This is a genomic window from Clostridium sp. LBM24168 (assembly GCF_052953915.1).
Genome location: NZ_CP196861.1, coordinates 1,795,042 through 1,816,136, shown reverse-complemented (window position 1 = coordinate 1,816,136; position 21,095 = coordinate 1,795,042). Strand labels below are relative to the sequence as shown.

Here is a 21,095-nt window from a genome sequence, read left to right as displayed (position 1 = left end):
GAGATACATATATGAACATGGATACAGTAAATCTAAATACATCTTTGTCAAATGTAAAGGACAATGTGAACAATGAGGTATCAAAAATAAAGTCTTCAGACAAAGACAATAATAATTTTAGTTCCGTAATGAAAAAGGCACAGGTTGACAAGGACAGTAAAAAGCTTGAAAAGCCGGATTATACGGACAACCAACATGAACAAAAAGAAAAAATTGAAACCTATCTTAAAAAAGCTGGATTTACAGATGAGGAGATAAAGAGTATTGAAGACAAGATAGATAAAGGGCAGATAGACAAAGACAGCATTTTGTCACTTTTAAGCTTGTTATTCAGCAGTGATGCTGATATTCAGCTCCAGTCAAATGATCTGCAGAATGGTAAAAGTATACTGTCTGATGTTGATATCATAAAAGATATTGGTAATGTTACCGAAAACTCCACTGATGGGAAGCTAGACCTTTTGCAGAATATTTTGGACAGTATGAATAAGAGTGAGCAGCTTATAGCAGATAAACTGTCAGGCGGCAGCACATTTCAGGATGTCAAGAATGTAGTAGACAGTGTAGTTGATGAAAATATGGGATTTTTAAAGGAAGTTTTAAGCAACTTGGGAAATTCCGATAAAAGTAAACAACTTGCAGAAAAATTATCAGAAAAAATAGCAGACAGCATAATCCTGAAGCTGAATCAAGGTGTTTCCAGCAGTAAAATCAGCATTGATACATCGGATATAAAGTCCAGAATATACGAAGAACTGCTTTCAAAGCTCAGTTCAAATTCCCAGGACATTCCGCAGGCACAGGATGATTTAAAAAATGTTAAATTGTATCAGTCGCTTGATGTTAAAAATGTACCAACTGAAAATCTTAATATGCAAAATAGCAAGGACTCCGGCACTGGGGATAATCTAGAGAAGAATAATGACAGTGAAACACTCAATAAAATACTGGGTGAAAGTAAAGGAGAAGGTAAAATTTCCAGAGTGGTTAATTTTATGACACAGTTTAACAATATCAGAGGAGATAATTCTGCTGCTGAAGCCGGAACACAGGCTCTGACCATAAATAAAAATGCCTTCAGCTCTGACATTATAAAGAGCATAAAATATATGGAATTAAACAATATTAAAGAGCTTACGGTAAAAGTTACACCTAAGGAACTTGGAAGCATAACAATAAACCTTGTAATGGAAGAGGGAAGAATGAAAGCAGTTCTTACAGCATCAAACAAGGATGCCTACAATATTTTGAATTCCAATCTCCAGGATATGTCAAACAAGCTCCAGAACAATGAAATAAAGGTCCAGAATTTCTCGCTTAATTTGTATCATGAAGACACAACCTTCTTCAAGGATCAAGGCAACAGAGATCAACAGGGCAATGAAAGAAAAAAAGGGCATTTAAATTCCATTGGAAACATTTCTGAAGAAGAAGAGCCAGAAAATGACTATTACAGCGAAAACAATGTAAACATACTGGCATAATAAAATTGTATAAAGGAGGGGAATAATGGCAACATCAGTAGATAATTCAAATTCAGTTGTTTCACCTTTGGATTCTACGAGGACCACAAGGGGAACAAAAATAGTAAAAAAAGGTCAGGATATAGATGAGAACATGTTCCTTAAAATACTGTCTGCAGAGCTTGCCAATCAGGATCCAACCAACAGTAGTTCCCAAAGTTCAACTGAGTATGTAAGTCAGCTTGCACAGTTTTCAGCACTGCAGCAGATGGCAAACTTGAACAGCTCAAACAAGCTCAATACAGCTAATTCACTTGTAAATAAATATATTACCTTCAGTGATATAGATTCAAATGGAAATATGTACAATGGTCAGGTTGTTGGAGTTGTAAAAGACGGTGATGATATATTCTTAAATACAGTTATAGGAAATACAACTGATGACAGTGGAAATACTACAGATAACTACAAACTTTTCAATATAAATAATGTAGTAAAAATTGATGACATGGGAGATATATTTGATTCGACTACAAACAACAATCTTCTAATGAATGCGTCGGCACTTATAGGCAAAAAAGTGGAAGTAAATGAAAAAGACGATAATGGAAACTACTATGGAGGAATTGTCGAATCCGTATCCAGAGGTTCACTTGGAATTCTTGTGAAAGTGGATGTTGGAAATGGTGAAACCAAAGATTTCTACCTGGATGCTATTTCAAATGTAGAAAATCCATAGGAGAAAAGTGAGTGTGATATCCATGGGATATAGAATTGTTAATGGTAGGTTGCATTTTGCCCAGGATTTGTCACAGCTTTATGATAATAAAAGCAATCTGAAAAGCAATGTATCAGGCAAAGAATCCTTTAAGGATGTATTGAACAGACAAATAGACGGGAAAAATGGGTTTACCATATCGAGTCATGCTGCGGAAAGGCTTAAAAACAGAAATATAAATTTCAGCGAAAATGATATGAAAAATATAAATTCCGCAATAAATAGAGCGTCAGACAGGGGATGCAGCGAATCTGCACTACTTTATGGAGATACTGTACTTATTACTTCCATAAAGAATAGGACTGTTATCACTGCTCTGGACAGAAAATCAAGCAACGGAGGAGTATTTACAAACATAGACAGCATGGTTATAGTGTAATGAAATAAAGTGATAGAAATCGGCTGGACCGTATTGGAGGCCGGGTCCTGTGGAATGAAGGAAGCAGGACAATAAATAAAAAATGGAGGGAAATTTTAATGTTACCATCATTGTACTCTGGTATTAGTGGACTTAGAGCTAATCAGCAGAAATTAAATGTAATAGGAAACAATATAGCCAATTCAACTACTACGGGATTCAAATCCCAGAGCATGAATTTTCAGGATATGATAAGCCAGACACTTTCGGACCCAAGTGCACCAAGTAACAGCACCGGTGGAGTAAATGGGAAGCAGAGTGGACTTGGAGTCAAAGTGGCAGGCATAAGTACCGATTTTTCAACCGGAAGTATGCAGACTACAAACAGAACTCTTGATTTTGCTATAGATGGTACCGGATATTTTGTAGTAGGTACGGGAGCAGTATCAGGACAAACTTCTGATGGTATTGGCGGAATAGCTATAAATGAAGAAAATAATGCACTTGGTGGAAATGAAGGTGCTGAATATCCAATAGATGCTTCTTATACGAGAGATGGGGCGTTTTTCCTTGACAGCCAGGGGAATCTTCTTACAGTGGATGGCAAAAGGGTTATGGGATATCAGATGGGCGATGCCATAATTTCATATGCTGCTGATCCTAATACTCAGAATTCAGTTGCATTTCAAGATGCCAATGCAGATGGCATAGAAGCAGATACGACACATTTGGTACCGCTGTCCATCCCTGATGCGATAGGCGAAGAAGGAGCAAAAGTAAAAGTTAATTCATTCTCTGTATCCAAGGATGGATATATAACGGCACAGCTTGCAGATGAAACTACGGCGGCACTTGGGCAGATAGCAATGGTTTCATTTGTAAATGAAGGAGGACTCATAAAAAATGGAGGAAATACCTATTCCGTTTCTTCAAACTCTGGAGAGCCTATAGTCAGAAGTGCCAGAGGTGTGGATGCTGATGTTGATAATAGTGGAAGCTATGGCGATATGGCAGAAGGAATGCTGGAGATGTCAAATGTTGATCTGGCACAGCAGTTTACTGATATGATAGTAGCCAGCAGAGCTTTTCAGGCAAATGGAAAGATAATAACGACAGATGATGAGATACTTCAGGATCTTATTAACCTCAAGAGATAAATATAATTGAAATATTTTGAATGTGCACTGGCAGGATGATGGCGTTCCATCCCTGACATGCACATTCATATAATTAAAGTTTTATATTGATAATTATATACATATATCTGCATTTGGACTTATAATATAACTATATTATTTTTAGGAGGATTTTAATGATAAAATTAACTGGACTTGATAATAAAGAATTTATCTTGAATGCAGATAAAATAGAGAGATTGGATGCCATTCCCGAAAGTGTAATAACTCTTACCAATGGGAAAAAGTTTCTGGTAAAGGAATCAAATGAGGAAATAGTGGAAAAAGTCATAGATTATAAGAGAAAAATATACAAAGGCAGCTTCCAGATTGAATAGTTACATTCAGCTGCTTCTGTCTTATTATAAATTACACATTGTGAATTGAATATGGGAGGTATATAGAATGGAAAATAAAGTTGAAAAAGCTGATTCCTCAAAAGTTAAAGTGGTTTTAATTGGAATATTGATACTGGCAGTTATAGGAGCAGGTGCTTATTTTGGATACAATAAATTTCTGAAAAACGGTAAAACTGATGCAGCCCAAAACACAATTCCACAGACTAATAGTGTGCAGCAGGCCACAAATCAGGTGCAATCCCAGAGCAGCAATGCTTCATTTTTAAGCCAGATAGTATCAGCCAAAACTTTTGGAATTGATGAAATAACTGTAAATTTGGCAGACAAGGGTTCGAGCAGATATTTGAAGGCGGCAGTTTCCTTAGGCTATGATGATAAAAAACTGGATTCAGAGTTGAATGATAAAAAACCTATTATAACGGATGCGGTTATTGGAATACTTAGCAGTAAAAAGGCAGAGGATATAAGCCCTAAGAATATGGAAAATATAAAGATGGAAATAATTCAGAAGATAAATCCGATGCTTGAAAAAGGAAAATTGAACAATGTATATTTTACAGATCTTATAGTACAATAATCTGGAAATTGCCCCAGAGGAGAATATAAATGGATTTACAATTTGTATGGATGATATTTAAAACTTTGCTGGCTCTTGTGTGTGTGTTACTGCTCATATACATTTCGCTGAGGTACGGCGGAGCAAAGTTCCAGAGTACCCAAAAAGGAAAATTTATACACATACTTGAGAGATCCCAGCTGTCAAAGGAAAATACATTGCTTGTAGTTAAAATGGGAGAAAAAGTATATGTGGTTTCTTCCGCATCGGGAAGAATTGAAATAGTTCATGAATTGAACGAAGAAGAGATATTGAAGCTTAAGGACAGAAAAGCCATACCGGAGTATAAGGATTTTAAGGATTTTTATAGAAGATCAGGTATGAAAAAAATTATAAAAAACTTAATTGCAAAAAAGGAAGATAAACATGAACAATAAAATTAACAGGAATTTTATAGCTATTTCAATCTTGGCATTTGCGGTAGTTGTTATGGCCTCCACCAATGTATATGCAGCACCGGATCCATCCCAGACGATGCCTATACCAAATATAAATATATCCATGGACAATGCAGGTGCATCGACTCCACAGCAATATGTTCAGAATATAAAACTGCTCATAATGCTGACGGTACTTACACTGCTTCCTTCCTTTATAATGATGATGACAAGTTTTGTGAGAATAATAGTTGTATTTGGTTTTTTAAGAAATGCCATTGGAACCCAGCAGTCACCTCCAAATACGGTATTAGTTGGACTTGCTTTATTTTTAACTGTTTACATAATGTATCCTGTATATTCCACTATAAATTCAAATGCTCTTCAACCCTATATGCAAAATAGAATTACACAGGAACAGGCCATAGAGGCAGGTGCAAAGCCACTTAGAAGTTTTATGCTGAAGCAGACAAGACAGAAGGACTTGAAATTATTCGTGGACGAGGCAAAATTGAATTACAATGTTACAGCGGATAATGCACCACTCAATGTAGTTATTCCAGCATACATAATAAGTGAATTGAAGACTGCCTTTGAAATAGGATTTTTAATATACATACCTTTTATGATAATAGATCTGGTAGTTGCCAGTGTACTAATGTCCATGGGAATGTTCATGCTCCCTCCTGTTATGATATCCCTTCCGTTTAAACTGCTCTTGTTTGTAATGGTAGACGGATGGTACTTACTTGTAAAATCGTTGATTTTAAGTTTTTCATGAGGTGAATTAAATGAGTGAGAATATGGTAATGGGAATTATAAAAGACTCAATACAAACTGGGCTTTTAGTATCGGCACCTATTCTGTTGGTTTCAATACTGGTTGGATTGATAATAAGTATATTTCAGGCTACTACGCAGATACAGGAGCAGACACTTACCTTTGTGCCTAAACTTATTGCGGTGGCTGTAATAGGGCTTATTACCGGAAGCTGGATGCTCCAGCAGATTGTGAGTTTTACTGAAAGAATTTTTACATATATAGCACAGATAACCCAGTAGACACAAATAGGAGTGGAATGATGTGATAGATACTTTATATTTTACAGCATTGGTGCTTGTATCCATAAGAATATTTTGCTTTTTTGCACTGGTACCCATATTTTTCCCGAGTGGAACTCCAGGGGCCGTGAAAGTTGGACTTACATTGGTAATAGCATATATACTTATGCCCGGTATAAATTATTCTTCTATAAATGATATAAATAGTACACTGCCATTTATATTGAACTGTTTAAATGAAGTATCTGCAGGACTTACCCTTGGATTTTTAACAAATCTCTGTTTTTCGATGGTCAGATTTGCAGGTAATGTTATGGATATGCAGGTTGGTTTCGCCATGATGAGCATGTTTGATCCTTCTTCAAGCAGTAACACTACATTGATTGAACGTCTATTATATTGGTTCAGCATGGTGATTTTTCTCATAGTTGATGGACATCATATGCTTATAAGATCAATAATTGAGAGCTTTGATATAATAAAACTTGGGAACTTTTTTCTGGCACAGGGCTCCATTAATTTGATAATAAAGGCATTTATAGAGTATTTCAGTATTGCAGTGCAAATAGCCGTACCTATAATTCTCATAATTCTGTTTACTGATTTGACAATGTCACTTATTGCCAGAACAGTTCCACAGTTAAATATAATGATACTGGGACTTCCAGTCAAGATTATGGTTGGGCTTGTGTCTTTCTGCCTGGCTCTTCCAATACTGTTGAAGCTTATAGAGAATTCATTTAATGCAATACCTGATTCAATGAGGGGATTTTATAATACACTTCCACTACTTTTGGTATTTGCAAAGGATGACAAGACTGAACAGGCGACACCGAGGAAAAAGAGCGATGCAAGGAAGAAGGGACAGATTGCAAAAAGCAAGGAAGTAGGATTGGCTGTAACGCTTCTTGCATCAACCCTGGCTATTGCAGTTCTTGGAGGATATGCGGGATCACAGCTTGGATATACAATGAGGGCCTTCCTCAATGACTATATAAAGACTTCTCTTAATTACAACAGTCTGAACCAAATATTATTTATAACCATATGGAGATCGGCAGTTGTATTCCTGCCGCTGGTACTGCCAATACTTGTGATGGGTGTACTTGCAAATTTATTGCAGACAAGAGGACTCGTAAGTTTTGAACCTTTAAAACCTGATTTTACAAAGCTGAATCCCATAAATGGATTCAAGAGAATGTTTTCGCTTAGGTCTGTAGTGGAGCTTTTGAAGGATACACTGATAGTTGTCATTGTAGGATATATAGGGTATAAATTTATAAAAGACAACTATATGTACATATTGACTTTAGGACAACTGAATGTACAGGCTGTCGTAAAGGCTGCAGGAAGTCTGGCCGTAAACATATTTTTTAAAATAACTCTTATTCTGATAATAATTGCTGTTATAGATTATATGTTTCAGATATTCCAGTATAACAGGGATCTTAAAATGTCAAAACAGGAAGTAAAAGAGGAGTATAAACAGGACGAGGGAGATCCCCAGATAAAGGGAAAGATAAAGCAGAAACAGAGAGAAATTGCAATGAGGAGAATGATGCAGGAGGTTCCGAAAGCTACCGTAGTAGTGACAAATCCTACTCATGTAGCTGTAGCACTTAAATATGAGGATGAACAAAATGCTCCTGTTCTTGTGGCCAAGGGTTTGGATGCCGTGGCTCTCAGAATAAAGCAGGTTGCAAAGGAGAACAAAGTACCAATATTTGAAAACAGGACACTGGCAAGACTTATATTCAAACAGGTGGAAATTGATGAAGAAATACCAGTGGATATGTACCAGGCAGTAGCTGAAATACTGGCTTTGGTTTACAAGATGAGGTGATATTTTGGAAAGCAGTAAGAAGAGATTCAATTTAAAAAACAATGTTGATATAATAATGGCAATGGTAGTTATACTGGTAGTGTTTATGATTATAATTCCACTTCCTGCTGAATTACTGGATATATTCATTGCTTTCAATATAACTTTATCAATAATTATCATACTTTTAACCATGTTTACTACGGAAATTTTACAGTTTTCGGTATTTCCTACACTGCTTTTGATAACTACCCTTTTCAGGGTTGCTTTAAATATTTCATCTGTAAGACTTATACTTAGAGATGCATATGCAGGTGAAGTAATAAATGCCTTTGGAGGATTTGTTGTAGGTGGAAATTATGTAGTTGGAATAATTATATTTTTGATAATAATAATAGTACAGTTTATTGTAATAACCAATGGAGCAAGCAGGGTTGCAGAAGTTTCGGCAAGATTTACACTGGATGCAATGCCTGGAAAACAGATGAGCATAGATGCAGATTTGAATTCAGGTCTTATTGATGAAAAAGGTGCGAGAGACAGGAGATCAAAGCTTCAGAGAGAGGCGGATTTCTATGGTGCCATGGATGGTGCTTCAAAGTTTGTAAAAGGAGATGCAATAGCTTCACTTGTAATTGTGGTAATAAATATAGTAGCTGGAATTGTAATGGGCGTGATGTTCCACGAAATGGATGCTGCTACTGCTGCACAGACTTACACAACCCTTACTATAGGTGATGGACTGGTATCACAGATACCTGCTCTTTTGATATCTACGGCATCAGGTATACTTGTTACACGTTCAGGGAGCAATGAGAATTTTGGTACTCTTGCAGTTAAACAGCTGACGGGTTTCCCGAAGGTAATAGGTATTGCCGGTGCTGTACTGCTGTTTATGGCAATGATACCGGGACTTCCACATATAGCCTTTTTAATTCTGGCTGCGGCGTGTATAGCATCTGCATATTTATTGTATAAGGATGAACTTCAGAGGAATATGGAGCAGATTCAGGTGGAGCAGCAGCAGATTTCTGAAATAGAGGACAAAGAACCGGAAAATGTGATGAATCTCATATCTGTAGAGCCTATGGAGGTGGAAATAGGTTACGGGCTAATTCCACTTGCAGATGAAAGCTCTGGAGGAGATCTTCTCCAGAGAATAACTTCTGTAAGGAGACAGTGTGCCATAGAAATGGGTATTATAGTACAGCCAATAAGGATAAGGGACAATCTGCAGTTAAAGACCAACGAATATGTTATAAAGATAAGAGGTACTGTTGTGGCAAAAGGTGAACTCATGCCAAGCATGCTTCTCTGCATGGATCCAACCAATGGAGAAAATGCAATTGCAGGAATAAGTACAAAGGAACCTTCTTTCGGACTTCCTGCGACATGGATAAACAAGGATCAGAGGGAAGAGGCAGAAATAAAGGGGCTTACCGTAGTAGATCCTACGACGGTAATGGTAACTCATCTTACTGAAACAATAAAAAAGCATTCTCACGAATTAATTGGAAGACAGGAAGTCAAACTTATTCTGGATTCTGTCAAGGAAAAGTATCCTACTGTAGTTGAAGAACTTATACCTGATTTGCTGACAATAGGTGAAGTACAGAAGGTACTCCAGAATCTACTTAGGGAAAGAGTACCTATAAAGGATATGGTTACCATACTGGAGTCCCTTGCGGACAATTCAAGAAATACAAAGGACATAGAACTGCTTACAGAATATGTGAGATTCGCACTTGGAAGGAGCATATGCAATTCACTGATTGATGATAATAATGCCATAACTGTTGTTACACTTTCACAGCAATTAGAGGATGTTGTAGGACAGAATATACAAAAGTCGATGCAAGGATCCTTCCCGGCCATAGATCCTGATACTACAGGTAAAATACTGGCTTCCATAAGGAAAATACTGGACTCTGTATATTTTTATGAGAATCAGCCTGTAATTCTGGTATCCCCAAAAATACGTGCAGCCTTTAGAAAATTGATTGAAATGGTGTTTCCTTCAGTTAATGTTCTTTCACTAAATGAAATACCAAATGATGTGGAAATCAAAACAGAGGGAGTGGTTTCAATATAATGATCATAAGAAGATATAAGGTTAAAAATATGAATGAAGCCATTACAAGAATCAGGTATGAACTTGGTAGAGAGGCAGTTATAATAAGTCAGCGAAAGATAAGAAAGGGAGGCTTTTTAGGATTTTTCTCTAAGAAGATCCTGGAGGTTACAGCAGCTGTGGATAATTCCAGAGAAAAAGATGACAATGGGGATGAGATGAGGGGAAGCATCGAAGCCTTGAAAAAAGCTGTAAATGATAAAATAAAGGATACAAACATTAAAAAAATACAGCCTGTGTATAGTTCCCAGAATAAAAATGATGACAATCTGGTCGAAGAAGTCAGGAAAATGAGGGGAATGCTTAATGATATGATGAACAATCAGCATGTATCAGTAGGCAAGAGCAAACTTCAACTCAGATTGGAAAGTAGTGATCTAAATGAGGCTGCAATCAAGAAAATAATGGTAAACATGGATAATACGGATGATGAAGCGGAAGAAAAAGAGAAACTTGACAGCGTAATAGCGAGCATGATAAAGGTTGAAAACAAGAAGCTTGAAAATGTAGTGGTACTTGTAGGACCTACTGGAGTTGGAAAGACTACTACTATTGCAAAACTGGCTGGAAGATTGTCTCTGATTGAAAAGAAGAAAGTCGGACTTATAACTATTGATACATATAGAATAGGTGCAGTAGAGCAGCTTAGAACTTATGCCGACATAATGAATATACCATTTAAAGTAGTTATAAGCATTAAGGAAATGGAAAATGCAGTGAATAGTATGAAGGAATGTGATGTCATTCTTGTAGATACGACGGGAAGAAGCAGTAAAAACAAGATGCAGATGTCGGAGCTGAGGGCTTTTATAGATAAGGTTAATTCACAGAATATACACCTGGTAATAAGCTGCACTACCAAAAATAGAGATATTGATGTAATAGTAAATGGATATAAGGAACTGAATTACAGCAACATAATAATAACAAAACTTGATGAAACTTCTACTTATGGTTCCATATTAAATATTGTAGAGGTGGCAAAGAAACCTATAAGTTTTGTAACTACTGGACAAAATGTTCCCGAAGATATTAAGTTTATGAACTCTGATGAACTTGCAAAGCTTGTGATAGGGGAGGATATAATATGCTAGATCAAGCCGAAAAATTGAGAAAACTTGCAGAGGAAAATAAAAAAAAAGGCGAAAAAAATATCAGTAGTTCAAAACCTATCATAATTACAGTTACTTCTGGAAAAGGTGGAGTTGGTAAGAGTAATTTTGTTGTAAATGCTGCTATATGCCTGCAAAAAATGAAGAAAAATGTACTTATATTTGATGCGGATATGGGTATGGGAAATGATGATCTATTAATGGGTTTTTTACCTAAATATAGTGTATATGATATAATGTTTAAAGACAAAAGTATGGAAGATGTAATTATAAAGGGACCCTTTGGAATACAGCTGTTGCCTGGCGGAACCGGTGTACCTAAATTCAGTGATGCCGGTGAAAGTGAGAGAAATAATTTTATTAAAAAACTCTCGAAACTTGAAAATCTCGATTACATAATAATGGATACGGGAGCCGGCATAAATAAAACAGTACTTGGATTTATTGGATGCTGTGATGATCTATTTGTAATTACAACCCCTGAACCTACATCCCTCATGGATGCCTATAGCCTGGTCAAAGCTGTAAATTATTTCAAAATCAAAGATTCTATAAATTTAATTGTAAATAAGGTTGAAAGTAAAAAGGAAGGCCGGAGAACTTTTGATAAATTTAGTGCAGTTGCAGGTAAATTTTTAGATATTGAGCTCAATTATTTAGGATGTATATCGGAAGATGAAAAAATAGTACGGGCAGTCAGAAATCAGGTTCCATTTATAATCAACTATCCAGTATCGAATGCATCTAGAGATGTAAATTTCATAGTAAACAAGTTGATTGGAGCCAAGTCAATAGAAAAACAGAGTGGAGTTCAGGAGCTATTCAAAAAAATTTTTAATATTTTTTCATAAGGAGAAGATTGATATATGGACTGTAATATTGAGTTTGTTGTAAATAGCAGGATGGAGATTGAAATGGAAGATGGTTTTTACAAGAGCAATATCCAGGATGTCGGTGAAGATACCATAGGAATAAGCATCCCGGTAAACAAAGGAAAGTATCTTCCTCTCAAGAAAGGCGATAATATAAAATGCATATATTTTTATAAAAATCAGATGTACAGTTTTAATACTGTTGCGGTTTCACGAAAAATAGATAGGGTGCTTATAATAGAGATCAAAAAACCGGAGGATGTTAGATTCTATCAGAGAAGGAATTTTGTAAGAGTTCCTCTGGTCGTGGATATATTGTGTGCCAATGTTCCAATGGTTAAAGATGTAAGACATCTGGATGACCAGATAGATTTTTTTAATGCCACCTTACTTAATATAAGTGGAGGGGGAATGAAAGTTTCCATAGATGTTAGTTTGGAGAGCAAGCTTTCCTACGGAAGAGTACTAATGCTTACAATACCCGCCGGCGATGAGAATATAACGGTAAAGGGAAGACTGGTTAGAATTGACAGGGATATAAATAAAAGAAAAATAATATGCGGGGTTTCTTTTGTAGAACTTGATGAGAGAAATAGGGAAAAAATAATATCATTGGTATTTAAAATTATGAGAGAACAAATAAAGAAGAGAACGAAGGGGGATTAATAATGGCTATATCAAATGAGTCGAATGTAAAAGAAGAACTGGTAAAGAGATATCTTCCTCTTGTAAAATATATTGCCTCCAGAGTTATAATAGGAAAGACAAAATATATAGAATATGAAGATCTTGTGAGCTATGGGATAGTAGGACTTATGGATGCCATAAATAAATTTGATAAGAGTCGTGGAATGAAGTTTTCGACCTATGCATCTATACGTATAAAAGGTTCCATGATAGATGAGCTTAGAAAAAACAGCCCGATTTCAAAGGGCGCCATGGACAAGCTTAATAAATACAATCGTACTGTAGAACTATTACAAAAAGAACTTGGCAGGGAACCCACAGCCATTGAGATATCCAAAAAACTCAATATTTCTATAAAGAATATGATTGAAATAGAAAACTATATAAATTATATATCCGTAGTGTCCCTGGAAAATTTGATATTTTCAGAAGATGACGATATTCCGATTATGGGTACCATAGAAGATAATAAGAGTCCAAGTCCCGAGAAAGTTCTTGAGGAAAAAGAAGAACTGGAATATCTGACTAAAGCGTTGAAGCTGTTGAATGAAAAAGACAATCTTGTACTTACATTGTATTATTATGAAGGACTCACACTCAAAAAAATAGGGCATATTTTAAGTGTTTCGGAATCTAGGGTATGTCAGCTTCACAGCAGAGCCATCCTGCATCTTAGAAAAGCAATGTCAAAACTAAAATATAGGGCATAGGAGTTGATATATTTACATGGAAGCAATTGTACTTTTTTTAATAGGAATAATACTTATAATTTTTAATATAAGAGCTGTATTTAAAGAGAAAAATTCTTTTAAGAATCAACTTGATTCAAAACAGGGATCAATTGAAGAATTTGATGTAAAGATAGGAAAGCTGAGGCAGGAATTTGGTGAAACAATTTTTGAACTCCAAAAGGAAATGGAGGATTTAAAAAAAAGTGTTGATGTAACCAGAAATCTATCAGATAATAATATAAAATCTGATAAAAAAAATTTCAATGGAGAAAATGAAGACAAGAATTCTAAATTTGAAAATTACAATAATGTTAAAATAGATGAAATAAAAAAGATGATTGACGATAAAGTATCAATAGATGAGATAGCAGAAAAAACTGGCATAGGGAAGGGGGAATTGCTATTAATAAAAGAATTATACATAAAATGATTGGAATTATAGACTTTTTAAGTGATAGGAAGGTACTCCTGGGTATTGGAATTGGAATAGTACTTGCAACTGCAGTGATGATACAGGTTCAAATTCAATATCAAATGAGTAAAGGCCAGATAGAACAGAAAGCAAGATCTATGGGTATGCAGTATCCTGAAGATATGAAAGTTATAAATAAAGATAATGGGGGTAAAAAATGATTAGGAGTTTTTACACAGCAGTTTCAGGAATGATAACACAGGAAGCCAAACAAGATGTGCTCACTAACAACATTGCAAATGCCAATACTGTAGGTTTCAAGCAGGATGATCTCTCGGTAGGGGACTTTGGAGAAATGCTCCTTCAGAACTATGACAAGGTAGTCGGAGGAAAAAATGTAAGGAATATTATAGGGGATATAAGTCTTGGAAGCAGAGTAAATGGTGTAAATACTGAATTCAGCAGTGGCACTATTCAAGATACAGGTGTATCTACGGATTTTGCCATAGATGGGAGAGGATTTTTTACCGTATCAAGGCAGGAGGGAAATGGCAACAATACATATTATACTAGAGATGGTCATTTCCATGTAAATATAAATGGTATTCTTGTAAATGATGCAGGAGATACGGTACTTGCGAGAAATGTTCAAACGGGTGCCATTGGGCCTATAGATGTGGGAAATGGGAAAATAGTGTGTGATTCTCAAGGAAATATAAGTATAGATGGCAATACAAGATACAAATTCTATACTGTTGATTTCAATGACTACAATAATCTTACAAAGGTTGGAGACAATTTGTATAGAGGAAATGGTGCAACAGCCTCCAATAATGTCAATGTAAAACAGAATTCACTTGAGAGTTCAAACGTAAATATAGTAAATGCCATGGCAAACATGATCACAACAATGAGAACTTTTGAAACAAACCAGAAGGCAGTTCAGTCCATAGATGAAACCCTGGATAAACTTATAAATGAAGTTGGAAGAGCCTGATATTTAAATTTTAGGAGGTTGGTAATATGCTTAGAGCCATATGGAACAGTACGAGTGCAATGAATGCACAGCAGGAAAAATTAAATAGCATATCGAATAATCTGGCAAATGTCAATACTGTTGGATATAAATCCGAAGATGTAAATTTTCAGGATTTAATGTATGAAACTCTGGACAGAAAGGGATATCCTGTAAATCACAATTCTGATACAACATTGATAAGTGGAGATGGTTCAAGAGCTTCAGAATGGATTAGAAATACACAGGAAGGAAGCTTTATTGAAACTGGAAAGAAAACAGATCTAGCTATAGATGGACAGGGCTTTTTTAGAGTCACTCTTCCAAATGGTCAGGCAGCCTATGAGAGAGCAGGAGATTTCAATGTAGATAGTACAGGAATATTAGTTGATCAGAATGGGAACAGGGTCAATATAGTACTTGCAAATGGTGCCCGTGCAGGTGAACTTACAAAGGACAATTTTCTCGTAGATAAGGAAGGAAATGTATATATAGAAAATGGAGATAGGGATATATTATACGGGAAAATAAATATTTACAATGTTATTGGACAGGATTCTATGATTTCGATAGGCGATAATTTGTATTCTCCAAAGCCTGGAGCACGGGTATATCAGAATAATGATGTATCCATATATCAGGGATTTCTGGAACAGTCAAATGTTGATGTGGGAAAGGAAATGTCTGAAATGATACTTTCACAGCGTGCCTTTGAGCTCAGTTCCAAAGCATTGAGTACATCAGATGAAATGTGGGGACTTATAAACAGCATGAAGAGATAAAATTCTATTTTATAGTAAACTTATGGTTTGTGCATACATATAATATATTGATTTAATATTTTGGGGGGAATTTTGTATGTACAAATATCCAGATAGAGGATATGGCTATGCGCCTTGTACCTATTACGGTGTGCCATTTATATATCCTTCAATTCCAATTTATACTGTGGATCCTTATATGTATCCGCCAGTGAATTATATGCAAAATATGCAGGCACAAACATATCAACCGTTTTCAAGAGGGGAAATAGACGATTATGACGATTATACTGAAGAAGATCAGGTTGACTGTGAAGACAGTAGCTTTAAAGGGAGCTTTGGAAACCAGAGGATGAGGACTGTAGATATAAGTGAAATAAAAGATTAAAATAAACCCGAAGAGACATATTATGTTCATCTTCGGGTTTGTTTTAATCTCTATGTTTTCCCATGGCAGTAGTAAGTGGCGGAATTATCTGTTTTTTCCTGGACAATACTCCTGGAACATAAGCACTGTGATCAACTAATTTTACATCAAATATTGATGATATTATGTCACTGTATTTGCCTATGGAAATCAATTCTGAGCCGCTTTTCAATATATCGGTAACCATGAATACCATTAGGTCAAAGCCTTCACTGCTGCACATCGATTCCATAAGTTTTATAACACTTTCTCTCGCAGGAGAAAAGCTTTCGGGATCAGTGGTTGAGATCTGTGATACTCCTACTTTTACACCCTCCAGGTTAAATATTTTAAAATCCTGGTGTAATATTTCTTCAGGAGTTTTTCCTTCTAGAGAAGAACCGGCCTTGAACATTTCTTTTGCAAATTCCTCTGGATCTATATCTGCTATGGCAGCCAGCCTTTTAAGCATCATTTTGTCAGTTTCGGTGGATGTAGGTGATCTGAAAAGTAGGGTGTCAGATATTATGGCACCGCACAAAAGTCCAGCAGCTTTTTTAGAAGGTCTTATGCCATTTTCGAAAAACCTGGCTCCTACTATGGTTCCAGTACATCCTACGGGTTCATTTCTGAAGTAGATAGCAGAACCGGTCTGTATATCGGCTATTCTATGATGATCGAGTATTTCAAGTATTTCTGCATCTTCAAGACCGTTTACAGACTGCGATTTCTCATTATGATCTACAAGTATAACCTTCTTCTTGTTTCTGGATATCAGATGATATCTTGATAGGTTACCAACTACTTTATTGTTTTCATCTACTACTGGATAGCTTCTATATCTTGTATCCAGCATAACTTGTCTTGCATCATCTATAAAATCATATGTTTTAAAGGACAGTATGTCTTCTTTTTTCATTACATAGCTTATTGGTATGCTCTGTGGAATTAGTCTTGCTGTGGTAAAAGTATCATATGGAGTTACTATTATTGAGCAATTTACTTTCTTTGCCTTGTCTATAATTTCTTCGGATACTTCATGGTTTCCAGTAAGTATCATTAAAGATGCATTGGAATCAAGTATTACATTCTGGGCATCAATCCTGTCCCCACATATTACTATGTCACCGTCTTCGATTACTTCATCTATACTCTCCGGTTGCATGGCAGCAACTATTACTTTGCCCTTGAATTCACTGTTTTCGCTGGAAGCATATATGCATTTTGCTGCCAGAGTGTCAAGTATATTGTCAAGGGTAGTGCTGCTTTTCTGGATTACATTGCTATCCCATATATCCATGTAGGATGAAGTTATATTCGATTGAGATGCAATTCCGATCAGCCTTTCATCGTCATCTACTACAGGTAAAGTTTTTACACTGTTTTTTCTTATCATTGCCCAGGCCGTTTTAAGTGAAGTTTGTGGAGAAATTGGATTTACGCTATCAAAATTCAAATCCGCTATTTGTGTTTTTACTGTTTCCATTAATTTTTGCGGTTTCACCCCAAAGTAGTCCAAAACAAACTGGGTTTCTCTACTGGGTTCCCCCAATCTTATAGGTACTGCATTTACTCCGGTCTTATTTTTAAATTCAGCATAAGCTATGGAAGAGCATATTGAGTCTGTATCCGGGTTTTTATGCCCGGTTATATATACGGTATCGTTCATTTATATTTTCCTCCTAACGTCTTATTTGGTGCAGGGTTATTCAGTTAACGTATATGCGAATGAATAATCAAGCTTATATAATAATATATTATCATATATATTATATATTATTATATATAATAGTTCCAGTTTATAGGTAAAGTTTCATCACCTAATTAGAATAATGTACATATATTTTTGCATATACATTAATAAAAACGAACATAAATAGCACATGGAGGTATCAAAATTGATAAATGAGAGGGAAATTCAAAGTGGTTTAACCCAAGCTGAAGCGTTAAGAAGATTAAAGAAATACGGCCCCAATTTACTGGAAAAAAAGAGTAAGATATCACCTTTTAAAATATTTTTATCCCAATTCAACGACTTTATAACCTGGGTTTTGATTGCGGCCACGGTTATATCCGGGTTTATGGGAGAAAAGGCTGATGCTGTAACTATCATAATAATTATAATTATGAATGCGGTGCTTGGCTTTGCACAGGAATTCAAGACGGAAAAGTCACTTGAAGCACTTAAGAGTATGGCATCTCCAACTTCAAAGGTTATAAGAGATGGAAGAATAAAAGTAATAAATGCTGAGGAGCTTGTAACTGGAGATTTGATAATTATTGAGAGTGGGGACAAAGTACCGGCAGATTGTATATTGGTTGAAGGTGGCAATATTATGGTAGATGAATCTCTTTTGACTGGAGAATCTGCGGGAGTGAGCAAAAGTTTTAGAAAAGATGAAAATTCAGTTTATATGGGTACCATAATCCTTACTGGTAATGGAAGGGCAAGAGTAGTAGGAACGGGTATGAAGACAGAGATGGGAAAGATAGCAGGAATGCTCCAGAGTATAGAAAAGAATACATCTCCACTTAAAGAAAAGTTGAACAATCTTGGTAAAATTCTCGTGGTATTGTGTCTTATTGTATGTGCCATAGTAACTGTTACGGGAATATTTAGAGGAGAGGATAAATATGAGATGTTTCTGCTCGGAGTCAGTCTCGCAGTGGCAGCTATTCCAGAAAGCCTTACTGCCATAGTTACTGTTGCTCTTGCTCTTGGGGTATCCAGGATGCTCAAGAGAAATGCACTTATAAGAAAACTGCCTGCAGTTGAGACACTGGGGTGTACTTCCATAATATGCAGTGATAAGACAGGTACACTTACGGAAAATAATATGACTGTAAAAGCTGTATATTTTAATGGAAGTATATATAATGTAGATAGAGATACAGTACCTGAAAACAAAATGCTTAAAAGTATATTTACATATTGTAATGACTGTAATCTTGACATGGATAAAAAAAATATATCGGAAAGTGTAATTGGTGATCCTACAGAGGTTGCACTTATAAAAGCATACTTTACACAGAATAAAAGCCTCAAAAGCTTTTTGGAGAAGTCTAAAAGGTTATATGGCATACCTTTTGATTCAGATAGAAAGATGATGTCGGTTATAGTTAAAGAAGGTTCGAAAGAGATAGGCTATGTAAAGGGAGCACCTGAGCGGGTAATAAAAAAGTGTAAATATATACTTGATAGAGGTCAGGTTAGAATTTTAAATATTACAGAAAGAAATAAAATACTAAAGGCTATAGAAAACATGTCACTCAATGCACTGAGGTGTATAGCAGGTGCCTATAAGGATAAAAATCTGGTAAAAGGTAAATCACTTGAGGAAAATCTTATTTTTGTAGGAATTGCTGGAATTATTGATCCTCCTAGAAAGGAGGCAAAAGATGCAGTATTAAAGTGCAAGATCGCAGGGATAAAACCTGTTATGATAACCGGCGACCATAAAAATACCGCATTTGCAATAGGAAAGGATCTTGACATATGCAAGTCGCAGGAGCAGGTAATAACAGGAGAGGAACTTGACAAACTGTCGGATAAACAACTCTCCAGTGCTGTGGAAAGCAAGGTTATATTTGCAAGAGTTACTCCAAAACATAAACTCAGAATAGTGAAGGCCTTTAAATCCAAAAATAAAGTTGTGGCTATGACGGGGGATGGAGTAAATGATGCACCGGCTGTGAAGGAGGCCGATATAGGAATATGTATGGGAATTTCAGGTACTGATGTTACAAAAGAGGCTTCATCTATGATATTACTGGATGATAATTTTGCGACTATAGTATCTGCAGTAGAAGAAGGAAGGGTTATATATGACAATATAAGAAAGTTCATAAGATATCTTCTATCCTGTAATCTTGGTGAGGTTCTGACCATGTTCCTGGCCTCTGCTTTCAATCTTGCCATACCACTTCTTCCTATACAGATACTTATGGTAAATCTCGCTACAGATGGACTTCCTGCCATAGCCCTTGGAGTAGATCCACCAGAAGGAGATACAATGATGGAAAAGCCAAGGGCAAAAAATGAGAGCATATTTGCAAGGGGACTTACGGAGAAGATAGTTGTAAGGGGTGCATTGATTGGTACATGTACTGTTCTCTCTTTTGCAGTAGGCACTTATCTCGGATTTGGAATAAAAACAGCAAGAACTATGGCACTTACAACCCTGGTAATGTCTCAACTTGTACATGTTTTTGAGTGCAGATCTGAAAAGCACTCCATATTTGAAATAAATTTGTTTACAAATATGTATCTTTTAGGTGCAATATCAGTATCCATATGTATGATTATGGCAATATGTTATGTTCCATTTCTGCAGAATGTATTTCATACTTCTGCAATGAGTCTAATACAGTGGGGTATAGTAATCTTTTTCTCTGGAATAATTGCACTTATAAATAGCCTTTATCTTTATTTTAAGTAAAAAATAAGAGGGATTAGATTGATTCTAATCTCTCTTATTTAAATCTCTGAACTTTTCTTTGAACTTTTGGTATTTTTCCTTCTATTGGAATGAGATCCTTCTTTGTAGTCATATTCCTTACATTTATAATTTCAACCTGTTCCCTGTTTTCTTTGCTTCTCTGTCCTTTTAAACCTTGAACCAATACAAAATTTCCCTGATTAATAGGAATGAAATCAGGCTTTTTAAACCATTGTTTTTTGATGTAGGTGCATTTTGATATATTTTTACTTCTTTCAGGTCTTACAAGAAGAGTTACTACTAATTTGTTGAATATCCACAATATAGTCTTCCTTTTTACCTTTACAGATACAACAGTACCTTGAAGCTGTGTTAATCTATCCCCATATTTTTTTAAATATCGTCTTGTGTAATATTGCGAAATTTTTTCTTTAAGACTCATTTATATACTAACTCCTTTGCCATATATTTTATAAGATATAATTGATTCCATAAGAATTTATTATATTATATCATAGTT

At 35.7% G+C, this 21,095-nt stretch carries 23 protein-coding genes; 21 read left to right on the top strand and 2 right to left on the bottom strand.

Annotated features, from left to right (window positions below; genetic code table 11):
• Positions 1-11: 11 nt before the first annotated feature.
• The 20 genes from ACSVC9_RS08980 (at position 12) to ACSVC9_RS08885 (ending at position 16,118) form a co-directional block, all read left to right on the top strand.
• On the top strand, positions 12-1,484 hold the full coding sequence (locus ACSVC9_RS08980; protein WP_446897151.1) for a flagellar hook-length control protein FliK: 1,473 nt from the start codon (positions 12-14) through the stop codon (positions 1,482-1,484).
• A 25-nt stretch (positions 1,485-1,509) separates the two neighbouring features.
• A complete protein-coding gene (locus tag ACSVC9_RS08975) occupies positions 1,510-2,202 on the top strand; it encodes a flagellar hook assembly protein FlgD (protein WP_446897150.1) in 693 nt (230 codons plus the stop codon).
• Between the two features lie 22 nt (positions 2,203-2,224).
• Positions 2,225-2,620, top strand: coding sequence for a TIGR02530 family flagellar biosynthesis protein (locus tag ACSVC9_RS08970; RefSeq protein WP_446899835.1), 396 nt, complete (start codon positions 2,225-2,227; stop codon positions 2,618-2,620).
• 98 nt (positions 2,621-2,718) lie between these two features.
• Complete coding sequence (locus tag ACSVC9_RS08965; RefSeq protein WP_446897149.1) at positions 2,719-3,756, top strand: flagellar hook-basal body complex protein; 1,038 nt, start codon at positions 2,719-2,721, stop codon at positions 3,754-3,756.
• A gap of 155 nt (positions 3,757-3,911) precedes the next feature.
• Positions 3,912-4,112 (top strand): flagellar FlbD family protein, encoded by a 201-nt coding sequence (locus ACSVC9_RS08960; protein WP_446897148.1) that lies wholly within the window; start codon positions 3,912-3,914, stop codon positions 4,110-4,112.
• Between the two features lie 67 nt (positions 4,113-4,179).
• A complete protein-coding gene (locus ACSVC9_RS08955) occupies positions 4,180-4,710 on the top strand; it encodes a flagellar basal body-associated FliL family protein (protein ID WP_446897147.1) in 531 nt (176 codons plus the stop codon).
• Positions 4,711-4,739: 29 nt separating this feature from the next.
• A complete protein-coding gene (locus ACSVC9_RS08950) occupies positions 4,740-5,126 on the top strand; it encodes a flagellar biosynthetic protein FliO (protein WP_446897146.1) in 387 nt (128 codons plus the stop codon).
• A gap of 52 nt (positions 5,127-5,178) precedes the next feature.
• Positions 5,179-5,907: a flagellar type III secretion system pore protein FliP gene (gene fliP / locus ACSVC9_RS08945; protein WP_446899834.1), complete on the top strand. Its 729-nt coding sequence runs from the start codon at positions 5,179-5,181 to the stop codon at positions 5,905-5,907.
• Between the two features lie 10 nt (positions 5,908-5,917).
• Positions 5,918-6,187 carry a flagellar biosynthesis protein FliQ gene (gene fliQ, locus ACSVC9_RS08940; RefSeq protein WP_446897145.1) on the top strand — a complete coding sequence of 90 codons (270 nt, stop codon included), beginning with the start codon at positions 5,918-5,920 and terminating at the stop codon, positions 6,185-6,187.
• 22 nt (positions 6,188-6,209) lie between these two features.
• The gene (locus tag ACSVC9_RS08935) at positions 6,210-8,030 is read left to right on the top strand and encodes a fused FliR family export protein/FlhB family type III secretion system protein (protein WP_446897144.1); all 1,821 of its coding nucleotides are present in this window, start codon (positions 6,210-6,212) and stop codon (positions 8,028-8,030) included.
• Positions 8,031-8,085: 55 nt separating this feature from the next.
• Complete coding sequence (flhA, locus tag ACSVC9_RS08930) at positions 8,086-10,101, top strand: flagellar biosynthesis protein FlhA (RefSeq protein WP_446899833.1); 2,016 nt, start codon at positions 8,086-8,088, stop codon at positions 10,099-10,101.
• A complete protein-coding gene (flhF, locus tag ACSVC9_RS08925; RefSeq protein WP_446897143.1) occupies positions 10,101-11,234 on the top strand; it encodes a flagellar biosynthesis protein FlhF in 1,134 nt (377 codons plus the stop codon). The genes flhA and flhF overlap by 1 nt, the downstream gene beginning before the upstream one ends.
• The gene (locus ACSVC9_RS08920; RefSeq protein WP_446897142.1) at positions 11,228-12,103 is read left to right on the top strand and encodes a MinD/ParA family protein; all 876 of its coding nucleotides are present in this window, start codon (positions 11,228-11,230) and stop codon (positions 12,101-12,103) included. The genes flhF and ACSVC9_RS08920 overlap by 7 nt, the downstream gene beginning before the upstream one ends.
• Before the next feature lie 15 nt (positions 12,104-12,118).
• Positions 12,119-12,790 (top strand): flagellar brake protein, encoded by a 672-nt coding sequence (locus ACSVC9_RS08915; protein WP_446897141.1) that lies wholly within the window; start codon positions 12,119-12,121, stop codon positions 12,788-12,790.
• Positions 12,791-12,792: 2 nt separating this feature from the next.
• On the top strand, positions 12,793-13,521 hold the full coding sequence (locus tag ACSVC9_RS08910; protein ID WP_446897140.1) for a FliA/WhiG family RNA polymerase sigma factor: 729 nt from the start codon (positions 12,793-12,795) through the stop codon (positions 13,519-13,521).
• A gap of 16 nt (positions 13,522-13,537) precedes the next feature.
• Positions 13,538-13,972 (top strand): hypothetical protein, encoded by a 435-nt coding sequence (locus tag ACSVC9_RS08905; protein ID WP_446897139.1) that lies wholly within the window; start codon positions 13,538-13,540, stop codon positions 13,970-13,972.
• Positions 13,969-14,175, top strand: a complete 207-nt coding sequence (locus ACSVC9_RS08900) for a hypothetical protein (protein WP_446897138.1) — start codon at positions 13,969-13,971, stop codon at positions 14,173-14,175. Before ACSVC9_RS08905 ends, ACSVC9_RS08900 begins: the two co-directional genes overlap by 4 nt.
• Positions 14,172-14,951 carry a flagellar hook-basal body complex protein gene (locus ACSVC9_RS08895; protein WP_446897137.1) on the top strand — a complete coding sequence of 260 codons (780 nt, stop codon included), beginning with the start codon at positions 14,172-14,174 and terminating at the stop codon, positions 14,949-14,951. Before ACSVC9_RS08900 ends, ACSVC9_RS08895 begins: the two co-directional genes overlap by 4 nt.
• A 26-nt stretch (positions 14,952-14,977) precedes the next feature.
• Positions 14,978-15,751, top strand: a complete 774-nt coding sequence (locus tag ACSVC9_RS08890; protein WP_446897136.1) for a flagellar basal-body rod protein FlgG — start codon at positions 14,978-14,980, stop codon at positions 15,749-15,751.
• Between the two features lie 76 nt (positions 15,752-15,827).
• Entirely contained in the window at positions 15,828-16,118 is a 291-nt protein-coding gene (locus ACSVC9_RS08885; RefSeq protein WP_446897135.1) for a hypothetical protein, read from the top strand.
• 43 nt (positions 16,119-16,161) lie between these two features.
• On the opposite strand, the gene ACSVC9_RS08880 is transcribed toward ACSVC9_RS08885, so the two are convergent.
• Positions 16,162-17,805: a putative manganese-dependent inorganic diphosphatase gene (locus tag ACSVC9_RS08880; protein ID WP_446897134.1), complete on the bottom strand. Its 1,644-nt coding sequence runs from the start codon at positions 17,803-17,805 to the stop codon at positions 16,162-16,164.
• A 232-nt stretch (positions 17,806-18,037) separates the two neighbouring features.
• Here ACSVC9_RS08880 and ACSVC9_RS08875 point away from each other — a divergent pair, with 232 nt between their 5' ends.
• A complete protein-coding gene (locus ACSVC9_RS08875; RefSeq protein WP_446899832.1) occupies positions 18,038-20,575 on the top strand; it encodes a cation-translocating P-type ATPase in 2,538 nt (845 codons plus the stop codon).
• A 34-nt stretch (positions 20,576-20,609) separates the two neighbouring features.
• Here ACSVC9_RS08875 and ACSVC9_RS08870 read toward each other — a convergent pair whose 3' ends face one another.
• Entirely contained in the window at positions 20,610-21,017 is a 408-nt protein-coding gene (locus ACSVC9_RS08870) for a hypothetical protein (RefSeq protein WP_446897133.1), read from the bottom strand.
• Positions 21,018-21,095: the final 78 nt, after the last annotated feature.